This window comes from Actinacidiphila polyblastidii, from assembly GCF_036353415.1.
Lineage (GTDB): Bacteria > Actinomycetota > Actinomycetes > Streptomycetales > Streptomycetaceae > Actinacidiphila > Actinacidiphila polyblastidii.
Genome location: NZ_JAZEWV010000060.1, coordinates 1 through 18098, shown reverse-complemented (window position 1 = coordinate 18098; position 18098 = coordinate 1). Strand labels below are relative to the sequence as shown.

At 74.2% G+C, this 18098-nt stretch carries 19 protein-coding genes; 5 read left to right on the top strand and 14 right to left on the bottom strand.

Annotated features, from left to right (window positions below):
• Positions 1–37 precede the first annotated feature (37 nt).
• From V2S66_RS33935 to ku, 8 genes are all read right to left on the bottom strand, one after another.
• Positions 38–1195 (bottom strand): LLM class flavin-dependent oxidoreductase, encoded by a 1158-nt coding sequence (locus tag V2S66_RS33935; RefSeq protein WP_330800889.1) that lies wholly within the window; start codon positions 1193–1195, stop codon positions 38–40.
• Positions 1192–2310 (bottom strand): LLM class flavin-dependent oxidoreductase, encoded by a 1119-nt coding sequence (locus tag V2S66_RS33930; protein ID WP_330800887.1) that lies wholly within the window; start codon positions 2308–2310, stop codon positions 1192–1194. Before V2S66_RS33930 ends, V2S66_RS33935 begins: the two co-directional genes overlap by 4 nt.
• Positions 2307–3725, bottom strand: coding sequence for an NtaA/DmoA family FMN-dependent monooxygenase (locus V2S66_RS33925; protein ID WP_330800885.1), 1419 nt, complete (start codon positions 3723–3725; stop codon positions 2307–2309). Before V2S66_RS33925 ends, V2S66_RS33930 begins: the two co-directional genes overlap by 4 nt.
• A gap of 19 nt (positions 3726–3744) precedes the next feature.
• Positions 3745–5076 carry an LLM class flavin-dependent oxidoreductase gene (locus V2S66_RS33920; protein WP_330800883.1) on the bottom strand — a complete coding sequence of 444 codons (1332 nt, stop codon included), beginning with the start codon at positions 5074–5076 and terminating at the stop codon, positions 3745–3747.
• Positions 5077–5224: 148 nt separating this feature from the next.
• Positions 5225–5323, bottom strand: coding sequence for a putative leader peptide (locus tag V2S66_RS34700; RefSeq protein WP_413966546.1), 99 nt, complete (start codon positions 5321–5323; stop codon positions 5225–5227).
• Between the two features lie 4 nt (positions 5324–5327).
• Entirely contained in the window at positions 5328–6248 is a 921-nt protein-coding gene (locus tag V2S66_RS33915) for an NADP-dependent oxidoreductase (RefSeq protein WP_330800881.1), read from the bottom strand.
• A gap of 106 nt (positions 6249–6354) precedes the next feature.
• Entirely contained in the window at positions 6355–7101 is a 747-nt protein-coding gene (locus V2S66_RS33910) for a GNAT family N-acetyltransferase (RefSeq protein WP_330800879.1), read from the bottom strand.
• Between the two features lie 653 nt (positions 7102–7754).
• On the bottom strand, positions 7755–8786 hold the full coding sequence (gene ku / locus V2S66_RS33905; protein ID WP_330800877.1) for a non-homologous end joining protein Ku: 1032 nt from the start codon (positions 8784–8786) through the stop codon (positions 7755–7757).
• A gap of 38 nt (positions 8787–8824) precedes the next feature.
• Here ku and ligD point away from each other — a divergent pair, with 38 nt between their 5' ends.
• The gene (ligD, locus tag V2S66_RS33900) at positions 8825–9712 is read left to right on the top strand and encodes a non-homologous end-joining DNA ligase (RefSeq protein ID WP_330800875.1); all 888 of its coding nucleotides are present in this window, start codon (positions 8825–8827) and stop codon (positions 9710–9712) included.
• A gap of 63 nt (positions 9713–9775) precedes the next feature.
• Here ligD and V2S66_RS33895 read toward each other — a convergent pair whose 3' ends face one another.
• The 3 genes from V2S66_RS33895 to V2S66_RS33885 all read right to left on the bottom strand — a co-directional run bounded on the left by V2S66_RS33895 (position 9776) and on the right by V2S66_RS33885 (position 11470).
• Positions 9776–10270, bottom strand: a complete 495-nt coding sequence (locus V2S66_RS33895) for a DUF1269 domain-containing protein (protein ID WP_330800873.1) — start codon at positions 10268–10270, stop codon at positions 9776–9778.
• Between the two features lie 125 nt (positions 10271–10395).
• On the bottom strand, positions 10396–10809 hold the full coding sequence (locus V2S66_RS33890) for a DUF779 domain-containing protein (RefSeq protein ID WP_330800871.1): 414 nt from the start codon (positions 10807–10809) through the stop codon (positions 10396–10398).
• Positions 10810–11053: 244 nt separating this feature from the next.
• Positions 11054–11470 (bottom strand): ATP-binding protein, encoded by a 417-nt coding sequence (locus V2S66_RS33885; RefSeq protein ID WP_330800869.1) that lies wholly within the window; start codon positions 11468–11470, stop codon positions 11054–11056.
• Between the two features lie 275 nt (positions 11471–11745).
• Between V2S66_RS33885 and V2S66_RS33880 the strand changes: the two genes are divergently transcribed.
• The 4 genes from V2S66_RS33880 to V2S66_RS33865 are packed head-to-tail and all read left to right on the top strand — an operon-like array spanning position 11746 to position 14433.
• Positions 11746–12090: an STAS domain-containing protein gene (locus V2S66_RS33880; RefSeq protein WP_330800867.1), complete on the top strand. Its 345-nt coding sequence runs from the start codon at positions 11746–11748 to the stop codon at positions 12088–12090.
• A complete protein-coding gene (locus V2S66_RS33875) occupies positions 12090–12812 on the top strand; it encodes a response regulator transcription factor (RefSeq protein WP_330800865.1) in 723 nt (240 codons plus the stop codon). Before V2S66_RS33880 ends, V2S66_RS33875 begins: the two co-directional genes overlap by 1 nt.
• The gene (locus tag V2S66_RS33870; RefSeq protein WP_330800864.1) at positions 12809–14020 is read left to right on the top strand and encodes a PAS domain-containing sensor histidine kinase; all 1212 of its coding nucleotides are present in this window, start codon (positions 12809–12811) and stop codon (positions 14018–14020) included. Before V2S66_RS33875 ends, V2S66_RS33870 begins: the two co-directional genes overlap by 4 nt.
• Positions 14017–14433 (top strand): response regulator, encoded by a 417-nt coding sequence (locus V2S66_RS33865; RefSeq protein ID WP_330800862.1) that lies wholly within the window; start codon positions 14017–14019, stop codon positions 14431–14433. The genes V2S66_RS33870 and V2S66_RS33865 overlap by 4 nt, the downstream gene beginning before the upstream one ends.
• On the opposite strand, the gene V2S66_RS33860 is transcribed toward V2S66_RS33865, so the two are convergent.
• The 3 genes from V2S66_RS33860 to V2S66_RS33850 all read right to left on the bottom strand — a co-directional run bounded on the left by V2S66_RS33860 (position 14419) and on the right by V2S66_RS33850 (position 17763).
• Positions 14419–16674, bottom strand: coding sequence for a tetratricopeptide repeat protein (locus V2S66_RS33860; protein ID WP_330800860.1), 2256 nt, complete (start codon positions 16672–16674; stop codon positions 14419–14421). The two genes, V2S66_RS33865 and V2S66_RS33860, sit on opposite strands and share 15 nt — an antisense overlap.
• A gap of 2 nt (positions 16675–16676) precedes the next feature.
• On the bottom strand, positions 16677–17087 hold the full coding sequence (locus V2S66_RS33855) for a hypothetical protein (protein WP_330800858.1): 411 nt from the start codon (positions 17085–17087) through the stop codon (positions 16677–16679).
• Positions 17088–17256: 169 nt separating this feature from the next.
• Positions 17257–17763 (bottom strand): NUDIX domain-containing protein, encoded by a 507-nt coding sequence (locus tag V2S66_RS33850; protein WP_330800856.1) that lies wholly within the window; start codon positions 17761–17763, stop codon positions 17257–17259.
• Positions 17764–18098 lie beyond the last annotated feature (335 nt).

Here is an 18098-nt window from a genome sequence, read left to right as displayed (position 1 = left end):
CGGGGCCCCCCCCCCGGCCGTCGCCGGGTCCGGCGCGTCAGCCGTGCCACTCCCGGGCGAGCAGTTCGAAGGACCTGACCCGGTCCGCGTGGTCGTGGGTGATGGTGGTGACGAGCAACTCGTCCGCCGTGGTCGCCCGTTGCAGCACCCGCAGCTTCTCCGCGACGGTGGCGGCGGAGCCGGCGAACTGGGTGCGGATGCGGTCGTCGACCAGCGCCCGCTCCTCGGGGCTCCAGGCGTGCGCCGCGGCCTGGTCCGGCGACGGAAAGGGCACCGCGCCCCGGCCCGAGCGGATGCTGTGCACCCACAGGCCGTACGGGGACGCGAGATGGCGGGCCGTGGCGTCGTCCTCGGCGACGACGACGTCCGCCGAGACCAGCACATGCGGCCGCTCCAGCACCCCGGAGGGCACGAACGCCTTGCGGTAGGCGTCCACCGCCTCCACCACCGCGGCCGGGCTGACATGGTAGTTCGCCCCGAACGGCAGCCCCAGCGCCCCGGCCGCCTCCGCGCTCTCACCCGGGCTGCTGCCCAGGATCCACAGCTGGAGGTCGGCGCCCTCGCCCGGCAGCGCGTGCACCTCCAGTCCGTCCGCGGTGCGCAGGTCCCCGCGGATCAGCGCCTGGATCTGCTCCACCTGGTCGCGGTACTCCGGCACCTGGCCGCCGGGGAACTGCACCAGCTCGGCGTAGCGCTTCAGCAGCGGCGAGCCGATCAGCGCGCTGAAGTCGTACGGCGGGGGCAGCAGCAGGCCCTCGGGCGTCCACCGGTCCTCGGTGCGGCGCGGCGCGGCGGAGGCGGGTGCGGCGGGCGGCCCGCCGTCGGTGCTCTTCGGCTTGGCGAAGCCGGTCCTGCCCAGGCCGAGGTCGATCCGGCCGGGGAAGAGCGCGTCGAGCAGACCGAACTCCTCCACCACCGACAGCGGGGTGCGGTGCCCGAGCTGCACCGCGCCGGAGCCCACGCGTATCCGCTCGGTCGCCGCCGCGACCAGCTGGATGACCAGGGCGGGGGAGACGCCCGCGACACCGGTGGCCAGATGGTGCTCGGCCAGCCAGTAGCGGGCGTAGCCGGCCGCCTCGGCCCGGCGTGCCAGGTCGACGGTGTTGCGCAGCGCCTGCGCCGGCGTCGCGCCCGCGCTGATCGGCGAGAGGTCGAGAACGGACAGCGGAACGGCCGGGGAGTGGGACGCGGTCATGAGGCGGTGCCGCCTTCCTGGTGCGGTGGCGTGGCGGCAGCGGGCCGCTCGGTGGGGCTCAGCGGCGCGGGGCCCCAGCCCCACGGCGGGTCCGGGATCTCCTTGCGCAGCGCCGGCGCGACGTCGGACTGGAACAGCTCAAGCGAGCCGCGATGCTGTGCCGCGGTCAGCCCGCTCGCGTCGGCCGGCAGGTGCAGCACCGTGTGGCCGAACACCTCGTGGTAGCGGTGGACCTTGTCGACGATCTGCTGGGGGCTGCCGACCAGCGCGGAGCTGCGCGCCACGAAGTCCTCCAGTGTGTCGAACACCGGTTCCAGGCCGATCCGCCTCTGGAAGGCCAGCCGCCCCTCGAACACCGGCCGGAAGGCGGCCAGCGCCTCCTGCGAGGTACGGGCCGCGTACAGGCCGGCGCTGCCCGCGCCGACGGTGGCGAGCGCCGGGTCGTGGCCGTAGTGCGCCCACCGCTCGCGGTAGTGGCGCACCAGGTCGGCGTACGGCTCGATCGGGTTGGTCACGTTGGCGGAGAACAGCGGGTCGCCGTAGCGGGCGGCGAGGTCCGCCGACTCGCGGCTGGTCGCGCTGCCGTGCCAGACCCGGATCGGCTGCTGGAGCGGGCGCGGCCACACCTCCGCCGCGGTCAGCTCCGGCCGGAACCGCGGGGTCGCGGTCACCTTGTCCTGCCGCCAGATCCGCCGGAAGAGCGCGTAGCTCTCGGCGTTGCGGTCCCACTGGTCCTCGGCCGTGACCTGGAACAGCTCGCGCTGCGCGGAGCCGTTGCCCTTGCCGATGATGAGTTCGAGGCGGCCGCCCGACAGGTGGTCGAGCGTGGCGTAGTCCTCGAAGGCGCGCACCGGGTCGAGCAGGCTGAGCGTGGTCACCGCGGTGAACAGCCGGATCCGCGAGGTGAGCGCGGCGATGTGGCTGAGCACCACCGGCGGCGAGGAGGAGAGGAACGGCCGCTCGTGGCGCTCGCCGACGCCGAAACCGTCGAAGCCCAGGTCCTCGGCGAGCAGCGCGCCGTCCAGCACCTCGCGGAAGCGGTCCGCGGTGGAGACGCGGACCCCGGTCACCGGATCGGGGGCGTGCACGATGAGGGTGATGGCGAGGAACCTCATGAGGCGGCCGCCTCCTCCACGCCCGCCGGCTCCGCAGCGGCCGCCCCCGGTCGCGGGACCCGCAGCCCGAGGTGGTCGCGGAGCGTCGCGCCCTCGTACTCGGTGCGGAAGACGCCGCGCTCCTGGAGCAGCGGCACCACCTCGTCGGCGAAGACGTCGAGGCCGCCGGGGGTGATGTGCGGCACCAGGATGAACCCGTCGGCGGCCCGCGCCTGCACGAACGCGTCGATGTCGTCCGCGACCGTCCGCGCGGAGCCGACGAAGGTCTGCCGGGCGCTGGTGCGGATGACCAGGTCGCGGATCGACAGCTTCTCCGCCTCGGCCAGCTGCCGCCACTCCCGGGCGGTGGCCAGCGGGTCCTGCACCGACCGCACGCTCGCCCGGCCGCGTGCCACCGTGTGCTCGCCGGGGTCCGGGTCGACGTCGGGCAGCGGCCCCTCCGGGTCGTACCCGGACAGGTCCCGGTTCCAGACCTGTTCGAGCAGCTTGATCGCGGTCCGGCCGCTGACCTGCGCCCGCCGCACCGCGTGGGCGATCTCGCCGGCCTCGGCGTCGGTGTCACCGAGCACGAAGGTCGCCGCGGGCAGGATCAGCAGCTCGTCGTGGGTCCGGCCGTGGCGCTGGAGCCGGCCCTTGACGTCCTGGTAGAACGCCTTGCCCGCCTCCAGCGTGGCGTGCCGGCTGAAGATCGCGTCCGCGGTCGCGGCCGCGAACTCGCGGCCCTCCTCGGAGTCCCCGGCCTGGAAGATCACCGGGCGGCCCTGCGGGCTGCGCGGCACGTTGAAGCGGCCCTCGATGTCGAAGTGCGGGTCGCGGTGGCGGAAGGCGCCCGCGGCCGGATCGGACAGGAAGCGGCCGGACTCCTTGTCCGCGACGATCTCGTCGCCGTGCCAGGAGTCGAACAGCTCCCGGGCGGTGTCCAGGAACGCCTGCGCCCGTGCGTAGCGTTCGTCGCGCGGCAGGAAGCCGCCGCGCCGGAAGTTCTCGCCGGTGAAGGCGTCCCAGGAGGTCACCACGTTCCACGCGGCGCGGCCCGCGGACAGGTGGTCGAGGCTGGCGAACTGCCGTGCCACCTCGTACGGCTCGTTGAAGGTGGAGTTGATGGTGCCGGTCAGCCCGATCCGCTCGGTGACGGCGGCCAGCGCGGCGAGCACCGTGAAGGTGTCGGGGCGGCCGACGACGTCCAGGTCGTAGATCTCGCCGCCCTGTTCGCGCAGCCGCAACCCCTCCGCGAGAAAGAGGAAGTCGAACTTGGCGCGCTCCGCGGTGCGCGCGAAGCGGGTGAAGGAGTCGAACTCGATGTGGCTGCCCGCCGCCGGATCGCTCCACACGGTGGTGTTGTTGACGCCGGGGAAGTGGGCCGCGAGGTGGATCTGCCGGGGCCGGCCGGTCGGCTGGGCGCTGCTGCTGCTCATGGTGGTCGGGTCCTCCGGCTCAGGCGCGGGCGGTGGCGTAGCGGTTGGCGGGCCGGGAGAGCCCGAGCAGGCCGCGCAGCGTGGCGGCCTCGTAGGAGCGGCGGAAGGCGCCGCGCGACTGGAGTTCGGGTACCAGGCCGCGCGTGATCGCCTTCAGGTCGTGGTCGGCGTCCGCCGGGCGCAGCCGGAAGCCGGTCAGCCCCGCCTGCCGCAACTCCAGCAGGTGGTCGGCGAGTTCGGCCGCGGTGCCGGCGAAGACGGGGGCGTCGCCGAGGTACGGCTCGTCCAGCGCCGCGTCGAGCCGCGCCCTGCGGGCGCGGGCCGTCCGCGCGTCCTGGTCGAGGAAGACCAGCAGGTCGCCGAAGACGTGCACGGTGTCCCGCGCGCGGCCCGCGCTCTGCTGCTCGGCCCGGATCTCCGCGACGATCCGCGCCGCGTGCCCGGCGTCGTGCGGCGTGGTGAAACCGATGTCGGCGGCCCTGGCGACGAGGCGGTACGGGATCGTGTCGTGGGCGAGCGCCGCCACCAGGGGCTGGCCCTGCGGGGGACGCGGGGTGATCGACGGGCCCTTGACGCTGAAGTGCCGGCCCTCGAAGTCGATGTAGTGCAGCCGGTCGCGGTCGATGAACCGGCCGGTCGCGGCGTCGCGTATCTCCGCGTCGTCCTCCCAGCTGTCCCACAGCCGCCGCACGGCCTCCACGTAGTCGGCCGCCTCGTCGAAGAGTTCGGCCACCACCTCGCGTACGCCGGGCCGCTCCAGGTCCTCGCGGCCGAAGGGCGGCAGGGTGCGGCGGCCGAAGTGGGCGGCCACGTGCGGCTGGGAGGCGATCTGGACCCGCAGGCCGGCCCGGCCGCCGCTCACGTAGTCGAGCGTGGCGACGGCCTTCGACAGGTGGAACGGCTCGGTGTGCGTCGCCACCAGCGTCGGTACCAGGCCGATCCCGCGGGTCAGCGGCGCCACCCGGGCGGCGGTCAGCACGGCGTCCAGCCGGCCGCGCACCCGGTCGGTCCGGTCGTCGGGGCGCAGCGGGTCGTCGGACTGCAGCGCGAGGGAGTCCTCGAAGGTCACGAAGTCGAGCAGCCCGCCTTCGGCCTCGCGCACCGCGTCGGTCCAGTACCCGGCGTCGAACAGCTCCCGCGGCCGGGCGCCGGGCTCCCGCCAGGCGGCGGGATGCCAGCCGGCGTCCTGCAACGCGACGGCGAGGTGCAGCGGGGGGTGCGCGCCGGGACCACCGGAGCCGGCGGGCGCGTCGGACTCGGCGGGATCGGAGCCGGTGGAGTCGAAGGAACCGGTGGAGTCGGTAGAAGCGGCGGAGTCGGAAGAAGCGGCGGAAGCAGAGGAAGCGGACATGCGTCAGGAACGCCTTTCTCGGTCGACCGGGGGCGAGCACGACGCGCGGCCCTGCACACCCGAGGGTGTGCGGGGACGGCGCGGGGCCTCGGCGGGAGGCCGTGTCGCGGAAGGGTCCGGCGCGATCTGCAGGCCGGACCGGCGGCGGTCAGCGGCGACAGAGGGCCGCGGCGACGCGCTTGAGGTCGATGTGCCGCCGGCCGTGGAGCAGCAGGGCCGGCGGGGAGGCGGGCGTCGGGACGCGCACGGCGTTATCCCGCGAACTCGATGACGGTCTTGCCGCGGCTGTGCCCTTCCTCGACGGCCGCCAGCGCCCGGTCCGCCTCGGCGAAGGGGAAGACCCGGGTGACGTACGGGTCCAGCACGCCCTCGGCGACCAGCGCCGCCACGGCCTCCAGCACCTCCGTGTTGCGCGGGCGGATCACCGTGCTGCCGCCCAACTCGGCCACCAGCTTCCGGTCGGCGCCGCTGATCAGCCGCGAGCGGTCGGTGAGCAGCGGCGCGACCTCGCGCAGCGGCTCGCCGCCCACGAGATCGTAGACGGCGTCGACGCCGTCGGGCGCGGCCGCCCGGACCCGGTCGGCGACGCCGGGGCCGGACGCCACGTGCACCGCGCCGAGCGACTCCACGAAGTCCTTCTTGCCCTCGCTCGCGGTGCCGATCACGGTCAGCCCCTCGTGCCGGGCGATCTGCGCGGCGGCCGTGCCGACACCGCCGCCCACGCCGTTGACCAGCAGGGTCGCGCCGCGCGGCAGCGAGAGCTGGCGGATGCCGTCGTACGCGGTGCCGGCCGCGACCGGCAGCGTCGCCGCGTCGGTCCAGGAGACCGCGGCCGGCTTGCGGGCGGCGGCCGCGGCGGGCAGCACCGCGTACTCCGCGTAGCTGCCGTCCACCGGGTAGCCGAGCACCTCGTCGCCGACGGCGAATCCGGTGACGTCCGGCCCGACCTCCTCGACCACGCCGGCCGCCTCGCGGCCGAAGACCACCGGGAAGCGGGGCTCGGGCTCGCCGGGGCCGCGCAGGCCCTCGCGCCTTTTCCAGTCGGCCGGGTTGACGCCCGTCGCGCGCACCGCGATCAGCAGCTGCCCCGCGCCGGGCGCGGGGCGGGGCACGTCGAGGAAGGTCGCGGCCTCGGGGCCGCCGTGACGGGTGAAGACGTACGCGCGGGGCATGCGGGGTTCCTTTGCTGTGGCGGGCTTCTCAACGCGTCCCGGACGTCGCGGGCCCGGCGCCGGGGAGGACGAGGCTACGGGTGCGGCTCGCGGCCGCCGCGACGGCTCACCGGGCGCTCTCGGGCGTGTCGTCGGGCACCCGCAGGAAGTGGAAGAGGATGGTGCGGCGGAGCGTGAAGCCCAGCGACTCGTACAGCCGCACGGCGTTGGTGTTGGCGGCCGCAGCGTGCAGGAAGGGTGTCTCGCCGCGGTCGGCGATGCCCGCCGCGACATGGCGTACGAGACGCGTGGCCAGGCCGCGGCCGCGGTGCTCCTGGTCCGTGCACACCGCGCTGATCTCGGTCCAGCCGGGCGGGCGCAGCCGCTCGCCGGCCATCGCCACCAGCCGCCCCTCGTGGCGGACGCCGTAGTACGCGCCCATCTCGACGGTGCGCGGCCGGAACGGCCCCGGCTCGGTGCGGGCCACCAGGTCGAGCATCTCCGGCACGTCCGCCGGGCCGAGCGGCACCGCCTGCGGATCGCGCTCGGCGCGCAGCGAGGTGCCGACCAGCTGCACCCCCTGCCCCGACTGGCCGGTCGCCCAGCTCTCGGGCAGCGACGGCACGCCGGCCAGGGCGAAGGAGTTGCCGGGACCGACCAGCGTGGCCAGGTCCGTCCACGACCGCGGGTCGTCGGCGTCGGCGAGCGCGACGAACGGCGACACGTCCTCCTGGTAGCGCGCGGCCGTGCCGACGGTCTGCGCCAGGTGCCGGTGCGGCCCGGCCAGCGACTCCCACGCCGCGTTGTCCAGCACGTGCTCGTGGGGCAGGGGCAGCGGCCGGTGCGGCTCATGCGGCTGAAGGCTGGTCGACATGGTCGCCTGTGTCTCCGTTCGGTCAGGTGCGTCTTGCTCATCAGGCCAACCCGGCCGCCCGCCCGGCCATTCCTGGCGTCTCAGTGATCGGACGGCGGCCGGCCCGGGAGCGCGGCCCGCGTGGCCGGCGCGGTGGCGTGGCGCGGGCACGGTCTCGCGGTCCCCTCGCCGCGGTCGTCGCGGTCCGGTCGCTGGGTCCTGGGTCCGGTGGCGGTCGATGCGCCGGGCACGGCCGCCGCGGGGCGGCGGCCGGGCCAGGGCGGCGGGGGGTTCAGCCCCGGAGACGCGGGGGCGCGCCGCGGCTGGCCGTGCGGCGCGGACAGAGGGCGCTGTCGACGCGGAGCAGATCGATGTACCGGGCCCGGTACGCGGCGACGCGTCCGTGGCGGCGCCACGCTGCCATGCCTGGTCCCGCTCGCATCCTGGCCGCCCTCGTCCGCCCGGTAGGGGCCTCACGTCGCGCTCCGGGCGGCCACGGAGGAGGGCCGCCCGGCCGTAACGTAGGCAGCGCTCTTCCCCGCTGTCAACGCGTCCGCGGGCGGTACGTCAGCATATCGGGCGGTTCCCGCGACGCGGCTTCACACGCCGTTCAAAATGCCCCCGGCGCGGCTGTCGAGGCCGGTGCGGCCCGGCAGGGGTGCGCGGTCGCGCGGTCAGCCGGACTTGCGCCGCGAGCCGCCTCCCGCCGGCTTCTTCGCCGCCGGCTTCTTCGCGGCGGTCCGCTTGCCCGCCGCGCTCGCGCTCTTCTTCGCCGGCGCCTTCCTGCGGCCCTGCGCCTGCAGCTCGGTGACGGTCGCGTGCGACCCCGACCCCGACCCCGACCCCGACCCCGACCCCGACCCCGACCCCGACTCCGACTCCGCCCCCGACCCCGAACCTGCCGCGCCGCGGGCGTGGCGCCCGCGCCCGCCGGTGTCGCTCTTCGCCCGGTCCACCGACGCCTGCAGCGCCGCCATGAGGTCGACGACCTTGCCGCCGCCTCCCTCCGCGCCCGCGGCAGGCGGCTCTGCGCCTTCGAGCTTCGCGGTCACCAGGGCCTCCACGGCCTGCGCGTACTCGTCCTGGTACGCGGCCAGGTCCGCCTGGCCGAGCGCGTCGATCAGGGTGTCGGCCAGCCGCAGCTCGCTGTCACTGATCTTCACGCTGCCCTTGGGGGCCGAGTCCGCGGGGGAGTTCAGCTCGTCCGGCCAGCGCAGCGTCTGCAGCAGCAGGACGTCGTCGCGCGGCCGGATCAGGGCGAGGTGCTCGGAGTTGCGCATCGCGAACTTGCCGACCGCGGCCTTCCCCGACCGGGTCAGCGCCTCACGCATCAGCACGTACGGCTTGTCGGCCGCGGGGGAGGCGGGGGCGACGAAGTACGAGGTGTCCAGCTGCATGGCGTCGACGGCGGCCATCTCGACGAAGCCGCTGACCTCGATCGTCTTGGCGGTCGGCAGCGGCAGTACGCGCAGGTCCTCGTCGGTCACCTCGACCAGCCGGTCGTCGGGGGTCTCGAAGGCCCGGCCGATCTCGGCGGTCTCGAGCACCTCCTCGTCCAGCTCGCACGTCTTCTGGTAGCGGACCCGTCCCTGGTCGGCCAGGTGGATCTGGCGAAAGCTGATCTTGTGGCTCGACACCGCGGACCCGAGCTTCACGGGGATGGAGACGAGGCCGAAGGCCAGGTTCCCCGACCAGACGCTGCGCATGGCATGTCCTTTTTGTCGGCATATGGGATCTTTATGATATGCCGATCACCGAGGTCGAGGGCCGGACGCTCAAGCTGAGCCATCTCGACCGCGTGCTCTGGCCGGCCACCGGCACCACCAAGGCCGAACTGCTGCACTACTACGCGAGCGTGGCCGAGGTGCTGCTGCCGCACATCCGCGGCCGCCAGGTCAGCTTCGTCCGCACCCCGGACGGCGTGGAAGGGCAGCGCTTCTTCCAGAAGAGGCCGCCCGCCGGTACGCCCGACTGGGTGACGGTGACCGACACCCTCAGGAACAGCGGCGAGGTCATGGACCAGGTGCAGGTCAACGATCTGGCCACGCTGATCTGGGCGGGCAACCTGTCCTGCGTGGAGATCCACACCCACCAGTGGAAGGCCGGCTCGCCCGAGGCGGCCGACCGGCTGGTCCTCGACCTCGACCCGGGACCCGACCGCACCGTGGTCGACTGCTGCCGGGTGGCGCTGCTGCTGCGCGACCGGCTCGCCGAGGACGGCATCACGCTCTGGGCCAAGACGAGCGGCTCCAAGGGCCTGCATCTGCTGGCCGCGCTGCGCGGCGCGAGCCCCGGATCGGCGGGCGCCTACGCCAAGCGCATCGCCCAGGAGCTGGAGGTGCGGCACGCGGACACCGTCATCTCCCGGATGACCAGGGCCGACCGCACCGGCCGGGTGTTCATCGACTGGTCGCAGAACTCCGCCCGCAAGACCACCGCGGCCCCGTACACCGTGCGGGCCCGCGAGACCCCGACGGTCTCCGCGCCGCTGTCCTGGCGTGAGGTCGCGGCGGCCCGCAGGCCCGAGCGGCTGGTGTTCACCATCGCCGACGTGCCCGGCCGGGTCGCGGAGGCCGGCGACCTGCTCGCCGGGCTGCTCGACCCGGCGGCCGCCGCCCCGCTCCCCGGCTGACGGCCGGACCGGCCGGCCGCCGACCGGGCCGGCGGGCCGACCGCCCGAGCGCCGCCCGGGTCGTCACGCCTGCTGCGCGCCCGCCAGGTGCTCGGCCAGCTCCTTCTCGTCCTCGTCGTTGAGCGAGGTCTTCAGCACGGTGCCGCCGTACGGCTGCATGGCGTCGGCGAACTTGTCCTCAGTGATCTTCGAGGCCATGATCACCACCGCCGAGCTGCCGGGCTTCAGCAACTCCTGCACCTGGGCGCGGAACTGCTCGTCGATCCCGGACTTGCCGAGCTTGCCGAGCAGGCCGCCCATGGCGGCGCCGGCCAGCAGCCCGAGGCCGGGGACCAGGAAGAGCAGGCCGAAGACGGTGCCCCACAGCGCCCCGGAGGCCGCCGAGACGCCCACGAGCTTGCTCGGGGTGTCCACATGGGTCTTGCCGTCCGCGTCCACCGAGACGATGGCGAGCCCGTTCAGGTTCACCACGTAGTCCTGCTGGAGGTTCTGCACCGCGTTGTACGCGGTGTCGGCTACCTGCGGGTCGTCGTATCCGATCACGATCAGCTCGGACATCGTGGGTGCCTCCTCAGCACGGGTGCGCCCGCTGCCGGGAGCACTGCACTATGCACCTTATGCCCGAAATGTCGACTCGGCACCCGCCTCCGTCCCGGCTCGGCGCGCGCCGCCCCGCCGCCCGGTCAGGCGTCACCCGTGGCCGGCGGCGGCTCCGCGGCGATCCGCTCCATCTCCTCGTCGGTCAGCAGCCGTGACCGCAGCAGGAACCGCACCCCCTCCGGGGCCTCCAGCGAGAAGCCGCTGCCCCGGCCCCGCACCACGTCCACGGTGAGATGGGTGTGCCGCCAGTACGTGTACTGGCTGGCGCTCATCCAGAAGGGGGTGTCCCCGGCGACCCGGCCGAGCAGCACGTCCGCGCCGCCGACCCGGAACTCGCCACGTGGGAAGCACATCGGCGAACTGCCGTCGCAGCAGCCGCCCGACTGATGGAACATCAGCGGGCCGTGCCGCTCGGCGAGCTGCTCCAGCAGGGTCTCCGCGGCCGCGGAGAGCTCGACGCGGCGCACCGGCCCCGCCGGCCCGCCCGGGGCGCTCACCGGAAGACCCCCGGCCGCCCCGGGGAGCGGGCGGGCCTCGCCGGCGCACCGGCGACCCGTCGTGGCACACGCGCGAACCGCGGCTTCACATCCGTCTGCCTCATGCCTCCAACATGGCCCTCACCGCGCCCGACCGGAAGACCCGCGGAAGCACTCCGTACCGCGTCCCACGGGCCGCCCTGCCGACGCGGGCGGCGGACCGCCAGGCGCGGGAGCACCAGGCGCGGAACCACGTGGCGCAGGGCTACCAGGCCAGCTCCGCGTGGACGGTCTTGCCGTCGCCGCGGAGCACGACGCGCACCCGGGTGGCGAGGCTCTGGACGATGGGCCAGCCGCGCCCGCCGGTCCTGTCGGGGGGCCGGGAGCGCGGGGCGCTGGCATTGGTGTCCCGGACGGTGACCACGATCCCGCCGGGCAGCAGGCCGAGTTCCAGGCTGAGGGGCCCGGGAGCGTGGCGTACGGCATTGGTCACCAGCTCGGAGACGACCAGCAGCACGTCGTCGTGGAAGGTGTGGCGGGCGTGCGGCGCGCGCGGGGCGTGGTGGCCGAGGAAGGTGACGGCGGTCTCGCGTGCCTCGGCGATGCAGCCGGGCGCGCCCTCGAAGTCCACGGACACCTGGGGAGGGCGGGCGTCGTGCGGTGTGGCCGGCGGGAGTTCCATGCCTGCTCCCCTTCCAGCGAGTGCCTCACCGCTTGCCCGCGACCCGTGACCCGTGGCGCTCCGCGGAGGCGCCAGTTCCGCGGGACGCCCCCACACAGTAAGGTACCCAGCCGCCGTGCACCGGTCGGAGTGCCGCGCCGCTGTGCGCTTTCCCGGCCATTCTCACGGGAGTTGGAGCGATCCGGGCGGGAGCGGTTCTCTTCTGGTGCAGATTCACTAGTCTTGACTGGTGCTCATTACCCGGCCGGGGGTCGCCACATGACAGTAGCCACGGCGTGACCGGCCCGTTGTTCCAGGTCGGGACCGTACTCGACGCCGACGTACCGGTCCTGCGGCTCGTCGGCGAACTGGACCTGAACGGCGCCGCGCAGCTGCGGGCGGCCCTCGCCGACTGCTTCGCGCGGCGGTCCGATCACGTCCTGCTCGACCTCCGGGAGCTGCGCTTCTGCGACTGCTCGGGGCTGAACGTGCTGCTGGAGGCCAAGGCCACGGCGGAGGGGAAGGGCGCCCGGCTGTGCGTGGAGGGCGTCCGCGCGCAGGTGGCCCGGCTGTTCGCCCTCTCGGGCGCCGACGCGTTCTTCGCCGACAGCGTCCCACGGGTACCCCCGAGGACCGTGTGATGCCCCCGACACCGCAGAGCGCGCCGCAGGCCGCGCCGGGTACCGCGGCGGAGCCCGCACCACCGCGGGGCGCGCCGCGCGCCACCGGCGGGCGTATCACCATCCTGCTCGTCGAGGACCACGACATGGTCGCCGAGGCGATCCGCCTCGCCCTGGACCGCACCGAGGATTTGCGGGTGGTCGGCCGCAGCCTGTCGGTGGCGGAGGCGCTGGCCGAAGCCGCCCGGCTGCGCCCGGCCGTGGTGGTGCTGGACCGGCGGCTGCCCGACGGTGACGGCATCGCCGCCATCGCCCCCCTCAGAGCCGCCGCGCCCGGCGCCCGGATCCTGGTGCTGACCGGCGAGGCGACCCCCGCGGTGGCCGCCCGCGTCGCCGAGGCCGGCGGCTCGGGACTCATCCTGAAGGCCGGCAACCTGACCGAACTCCAGGACGGCGTACGCCTGGTGGCGGCAGGAGAGGTGGCCTTCAGCAAGGGCCTGCTCGGCGGGGCGCTGGACCGGCTGACCGGCCGCACCGCCGGCCTGGGCGCGACCCTCACGCCCCGCGAGCGCGAGACCCTCGGCCTGCTCGGCGACGGCCTGGGCACGGCGGAGATCAGCCGGCGGCTCGGCGTCGCCCTCAACACCGCGAGGAACCACGTGCAGCGGGTGCTGGAGAAGCTCGGGGCCCGCTCCCAGCTGGAGGCGGTGGCGGTGGCCCGCCGCGAGGGCCTGCTGCGATGACCGGCGAGAGCCGTACGCGACCCGCCGGCGCCCTCGCCCCGTCCGAGACCGCCTTCACCCTGCTCGTCGGCAGCGTCCTCGACTACGGCATCTTCATGCTCGACCCCGGCGGCCACGTGTCCAGCTGGAACGCCGGCGCCGAGCGGATCAAGGGATACCGCGCCGAGGACATCATCGGCAAGCACTTCTCGATCTTCTATCCGCCCGAGGACATCGCCGCCCGCAAGCCCCACCTGGAGCTGGAGGCGGCCGTCGCCGACGGCCGGCTGGAGGACGAGGGCTGGCGCATCCGCAAGGACGGCTCCCGCTTCTGGGCCAACGTCGTGATCACCGCGCTGTTCGACGCGACCGGCGAACTGCGCGGCTTCGGCAAGGTCACCCGGGACATGACCGAGCGCCGCGCCGCCGAGCAGGCGCTCACCGAGCGCCGCCGCCTGTTCACCCACCTGGTGCAGGCGCAGGAGCTGGAGCGCCGCCGCATCGCCTGGGACGTGCACGACGACTCCATCCAGGCCATGGTCGCCGTCGGCATGCGGCTGCAACTCCTGGCCGACCGCGTCGGCGAGCCCTTCGCCCATGAACTCTCCCGACTGGACACGTCGGTGCGCGAGGCGGTGGGCCGGCTGCGCACCCTCAGCTTCCGGCTGCAGCCGCCCGGCATCGACCGGCACGGACTGGTCGAGGCGCTCTCCCAGCACCTCAACGAGGTGGTCGGCGGCTGGGGTCTGGAGACGTCCCTGAAGCACTCCCTGGCGAGGGAACCCGCGCCCGAGACGGCGATCACCATCTTCCGCGTCGTCCAGGAGGCGCTGCTGAACGTGCGCAAGCACGCCAGGGCGCGCGCCGTACGGGTCAGCGTGGCGAGCGAGAGCCGGGGCCTGCTGGTCCGGGTGGCCGACGACGGCACCGGGCAGCCGGCGGTCACCCACAAGCTGCACGAGCACTTCGGGCTGATGGAGATGCGCGAGCGGGCGGAGACCGCGGGCGGCTGGTGGACGCTGCACAGTGCGCCCGGCGTCGGCAGCACGGTGGAGTTCTGGGTGCCCGACCTGCCGACCGCCCTGCTGGACGAACCGCTGCCCGGTGCCGCCGACATGGTCGCCGGCCGGCTCACCGTCCCCGACCACCCCGCCGTCGTCCGCCACCCCGCCGTGCCCGAACCGCCGATCGCGCACGACTCCCCGACCGCCCCCGAGGGGCCGCCGTGACCCGCCCCGCCACTCCCGGGACACCCGTGCGGGTGCTGATCTGCGACGACAACGACATGCTCCGCGCGGCGCTGGCGGAGGTCGTCCAGGCCCAGCCCGACCTCGTCCTGGCCGGCAGCGCGGCCGACGCCGACCAGGCGGTCCGGCTCGCCGCCGCCGTGCGGCCGCATGTGGTGGTGCTCGACGTCCGCTTTCCCGGCGGCGGCCCCCACACCGCCGAGCACGTCATCCGCACCGTCCCCGGCGTGCGCATCCTGGTGTTCTCCGCCTACGGCGACCACGGCGCGCGCAGCGAGATGGCCGCGGCAGGCGTCGCCGGCTACCTCGTCAAGGGGATCACCAACGCCCACCTGCTGGCCGAGATCCGGGCGCTGGGGGCGCAGGCCCTGGCCGCGCTCTCACGATCCGACTGATCCGCCGTCCCCGCCGTTCCCGGGAGCCACGGAACGGCCCAGGCTCCGCAAGGTGACCTCGAACCCGGCACGCGTCTCCAGCGTGTGCGGATGGTCCTCTCCCAGCACCCGCCGCCGGAGTTCGAGCACCGCCCGGAACTCGGTCTCGGCCTGGCCGAACTCGCCGCGGTCGTGCAGCGCCACGGCGAACCCGTGACTGGTGGCCAGGGTGTGCGGATGGTCCTCGCCCAGCACCTCCCGGCGCAGTTCGAGCACCGCCCGGAACTCGGTCTCGGCCTGCTGGAACTCGCCGCGGTCGTGCAGCACCACGGCGATGTGGTGCCGGGTGGCGAGTGTGTCGGGATGGCTGCCGCCGACCACCTCCTGCTGGATCTTCAGCACCTGCCGGTACTCCGCCTCGGCTTCCTCGTGCTGCCCGCGGCGGTGCAGCACGACGGCGAGGCTGTGCCGGGTCGCCAGCGTGTGCGGGTGCCGTTCGCCGAGGACGTCGCCGCGGAAGTGCAGCACCGCCCGCCACTCCGCCTCGGCCTCCGGCAGCAGCCCCTGGTCGTGCAGCACCAGGGCCAGGCCGTGCCGGGTGAACAGCGTGTCGGCATGGCTCTCGCCCAGCACCCGCTGCCGCGACTCCAGCACCGCCCGCCAGACGGCCTCCGACTCCGCGAGCAGGCCACGGTCGTGCAGCACCCCGCCGATGCTGTGGTGGGTGGCCAGGGTCAGCGGATGGTCGTCGCCGAGCACCCGCCCCTGCACCTCCAGCAGGAACCGGTACTCCGCCTCCGCGGTGACGAACTGGCCGCGCGAGCGCAGGTTCCTGGCCACCAGATGGGCCGCGTCCGTGATCAGCCCGATCGTGTCCGCGGGCAGTGCCGGCATGGCCGCCACGGTGCGGGCGACATGCAGCGTGTGCGGTGCGATCGCCTGCCACAGCGGCCAGGCGGGCGGCCATTCCGGGGTGCCGGTCATATCGGCCGCGACCGCCCGGTGCACCAGCGCGACGGCGGTACGGACGTGGTCGGCGTTCCGGCCGGCCTCCTTGCGCAGGTGATGCCGGCTGGCCTCGCGGACCAGCGGATGGACCCGCAGCAGTCGCTGGTCGCCGGCCCGCACCGGTTCCGTCAGGTCGATCAGGCGGAGGTTCGCCAGCGACTTGAGCAGCCGCCACAGCGCGCTCCCGTCCAGCCCTTCGAACAGCGCGGCCAGCGGGGAGCCCGTGAGCGTCCGCGGATGGAGGACGCTCGCGTACGCGATCGGGGCGTCGGCCAGGCACGACAGCAGCCGCAGCAGCGGCCGGGCCTGCGGGATGCCCTGCTGGGCCAGCAGGTCGAGGGACAGCTCCCAGGAGCGGCCGATCGCCGAACCGTCGCCGTCGTAGATGTCCAGGCGCCCGTCGTCCAGGGCGGCCAGGTAGCCGGCGAAGCTGGTGATGGCGTCCTCGCCGGGCCAGGGCGAGAGCGTGGTCTCGGCGAGATACGCGCCGGCCAGCCGCAGCACGATGGGCAGCCCGTTCAGCCGGTGCGCGAGGGCGGCGGCCTCCGCGGGGGAGCCCGCCCGGTCGGCGGTGTGGTCGAGCAGCACCCGGGTGGCGTCGGCGTTCTCCAGCATGCCGACCGAGCGCAGCGCGCACCAGGTCCCCCAGGTGTCGGGATTGCCGTCCCGGCTGGTCACCACCACCAGTCCGGTCCGGTGGCCGTGCGGCCGCACCCAGCCCTGGCCGTTGTGCAGCGGGCCGGCGCCGGAGGCCAGGATCTCCGGGTCGTCGGCGTTGTCCACCACGAGCAGCCAGTTCCTGGTGTACGCGTCCAGCCGCCGCCACAGCACGTCCGGGGCGTCCCCGTGCAGCAGTTCGTCCTCGCTCGCGCCCACCCGCCGGGCCACCGCGTGCATGCCGGCGGTCAGGGTGATCGCGTCCACCGCGGAGACCCACCACACGTCGATGCCCGACTCGGCCGCGTGGTGGCTGAGGTCGAGGGCGATCGAGGTCTTTCCGCAGCCGCCGAGCCCGTGCAGTATCCGGACCCGGGAGGCGGCCGGGTCGCACCGCTCGGGGTCGAGCAGCGCGGTCAGTTCGTCCAGCAGGGCGGTCCTGCCGCGCAGCGGCGTGGCCGGATCGCGGCGGCCGAGCGGCGGTGCGACGGAGACCGCCACCGCGCGCTCGGCCGGCCGGTGCGTGGTGATGAGGATGTTCCGCCCGGCCTGGAGAATGGTGGAGTCGGTATTCCCCGACGCCTTCTGCTCCGGCACGGCTACGGAAGCCGGTCCACCGAGATGTCCCGGCCGGCCTGCAGGATCGTGGAATGGTCATGCGCGTGGGCGGTCTGGACCACCGCGCCTTGCGGCGCTCCTGACAGCTTTCCGATCTCCGCGGCCAACTCGCGGATCGTACGGGCGAATTCGGCGTCCGCTTCCGCCGCTTCCTCCAGCGAGAGGAGCACCCGCTGCCGGGTGCGCGGATTCTCCACGCCCTCCGCCGCCTCCCGGTCCAGCTGGTGCAGCGCGGGGTCCTCGCCGAGTCTGCGGCTGACCGCGTCGTGCAGCCGGTCCAGGAGGCCGTCGGCCACCCGGTCGGCCTCGGCGTTCAGACGTCCGCCCGCCCGGCGCGCCTTCTGTACCGCCCGCGTCACCAGGTAGGTCACGACAACTTCCAGACCCGTCACGGCACTCCCCATCCGGTCACGTCGTCAGGCCGCGCCATCCGGTCGCCTCGCCCGGTGCGTGCGCGCCCTGCGGCCATGTCTACCACGACGATCCGACCCGGCGTCAGCGATCGGCGACAGCGGCCGATCCCGCTCTCGACCCCGCTCTCGACCCCGCTCGGGACGCGGCTCAGGACGCCGCTTCCGAAGCCCCGTCGACGGCTGCGCCGCGCTCCGCCAGCGTGTCCCGGAGCCGCTGGACGATCGGCACCTGACCCTTCACCAGCAGCACCCCCGCCCGGTCCGGCGTGACCCAGTCGGCCCGGTCCACTTCGGGGAACGCCTGTATGGTGCCGGAACCCTTGGGCCACTCCATCTCGAAGGTGTTGCTGTGGAAGCCCGACAGCTCGAACTCGCCCTCGACGGCGTAGGTGGTGATGACCTTTCCGCTGGGCTGCCGGAACTCGCCCATCTCCACGATCTCGCCGGCCGGCGGCTGCGAGCCCATCTCCTCGGCGAACTCACGGAAAGCCGCGTCCCTCGGCTCCTCACCGTCCTCGTACTCACCCTTGGGAATCGACCACGCCCGCTCGTTCTTCCGCGCCCAGAAAGGCCCGCCCATATGGGCGATCAGCACGAGCAACCCTCTTTCCGCATCGAGTCTGTAGACCAGCAGAGCCGCACTGCGCTTCGCCATCTGCACTGCCCCTCTCGTCAGCGTGCCCGGTCCCGGCACGGACCCCGGACCCCGGTGCTGGATACCACGTTAGGCCCAGCCACTGACACCCGGGCACGGTGGAACAGCCCCGCGGTGCGGCGCCGGCCCGTTCGTGGCGGGGGAGGGCTGCGCGTGCGCCGCGTGGAGAAAATCTATACTGGTGAGATTAGACATACGGATATACGCGGGATATGGTTTCTGCGTAGCCAAGAAGTCGAGCAGGGCCTGGCAGGAGGATCTGCCGCACGAGATTCGGGGGCCCGGGCGCCCGGACCGCCGCCCGGCCCCCCCGCCCCGGGGGCGCCACACAGGGG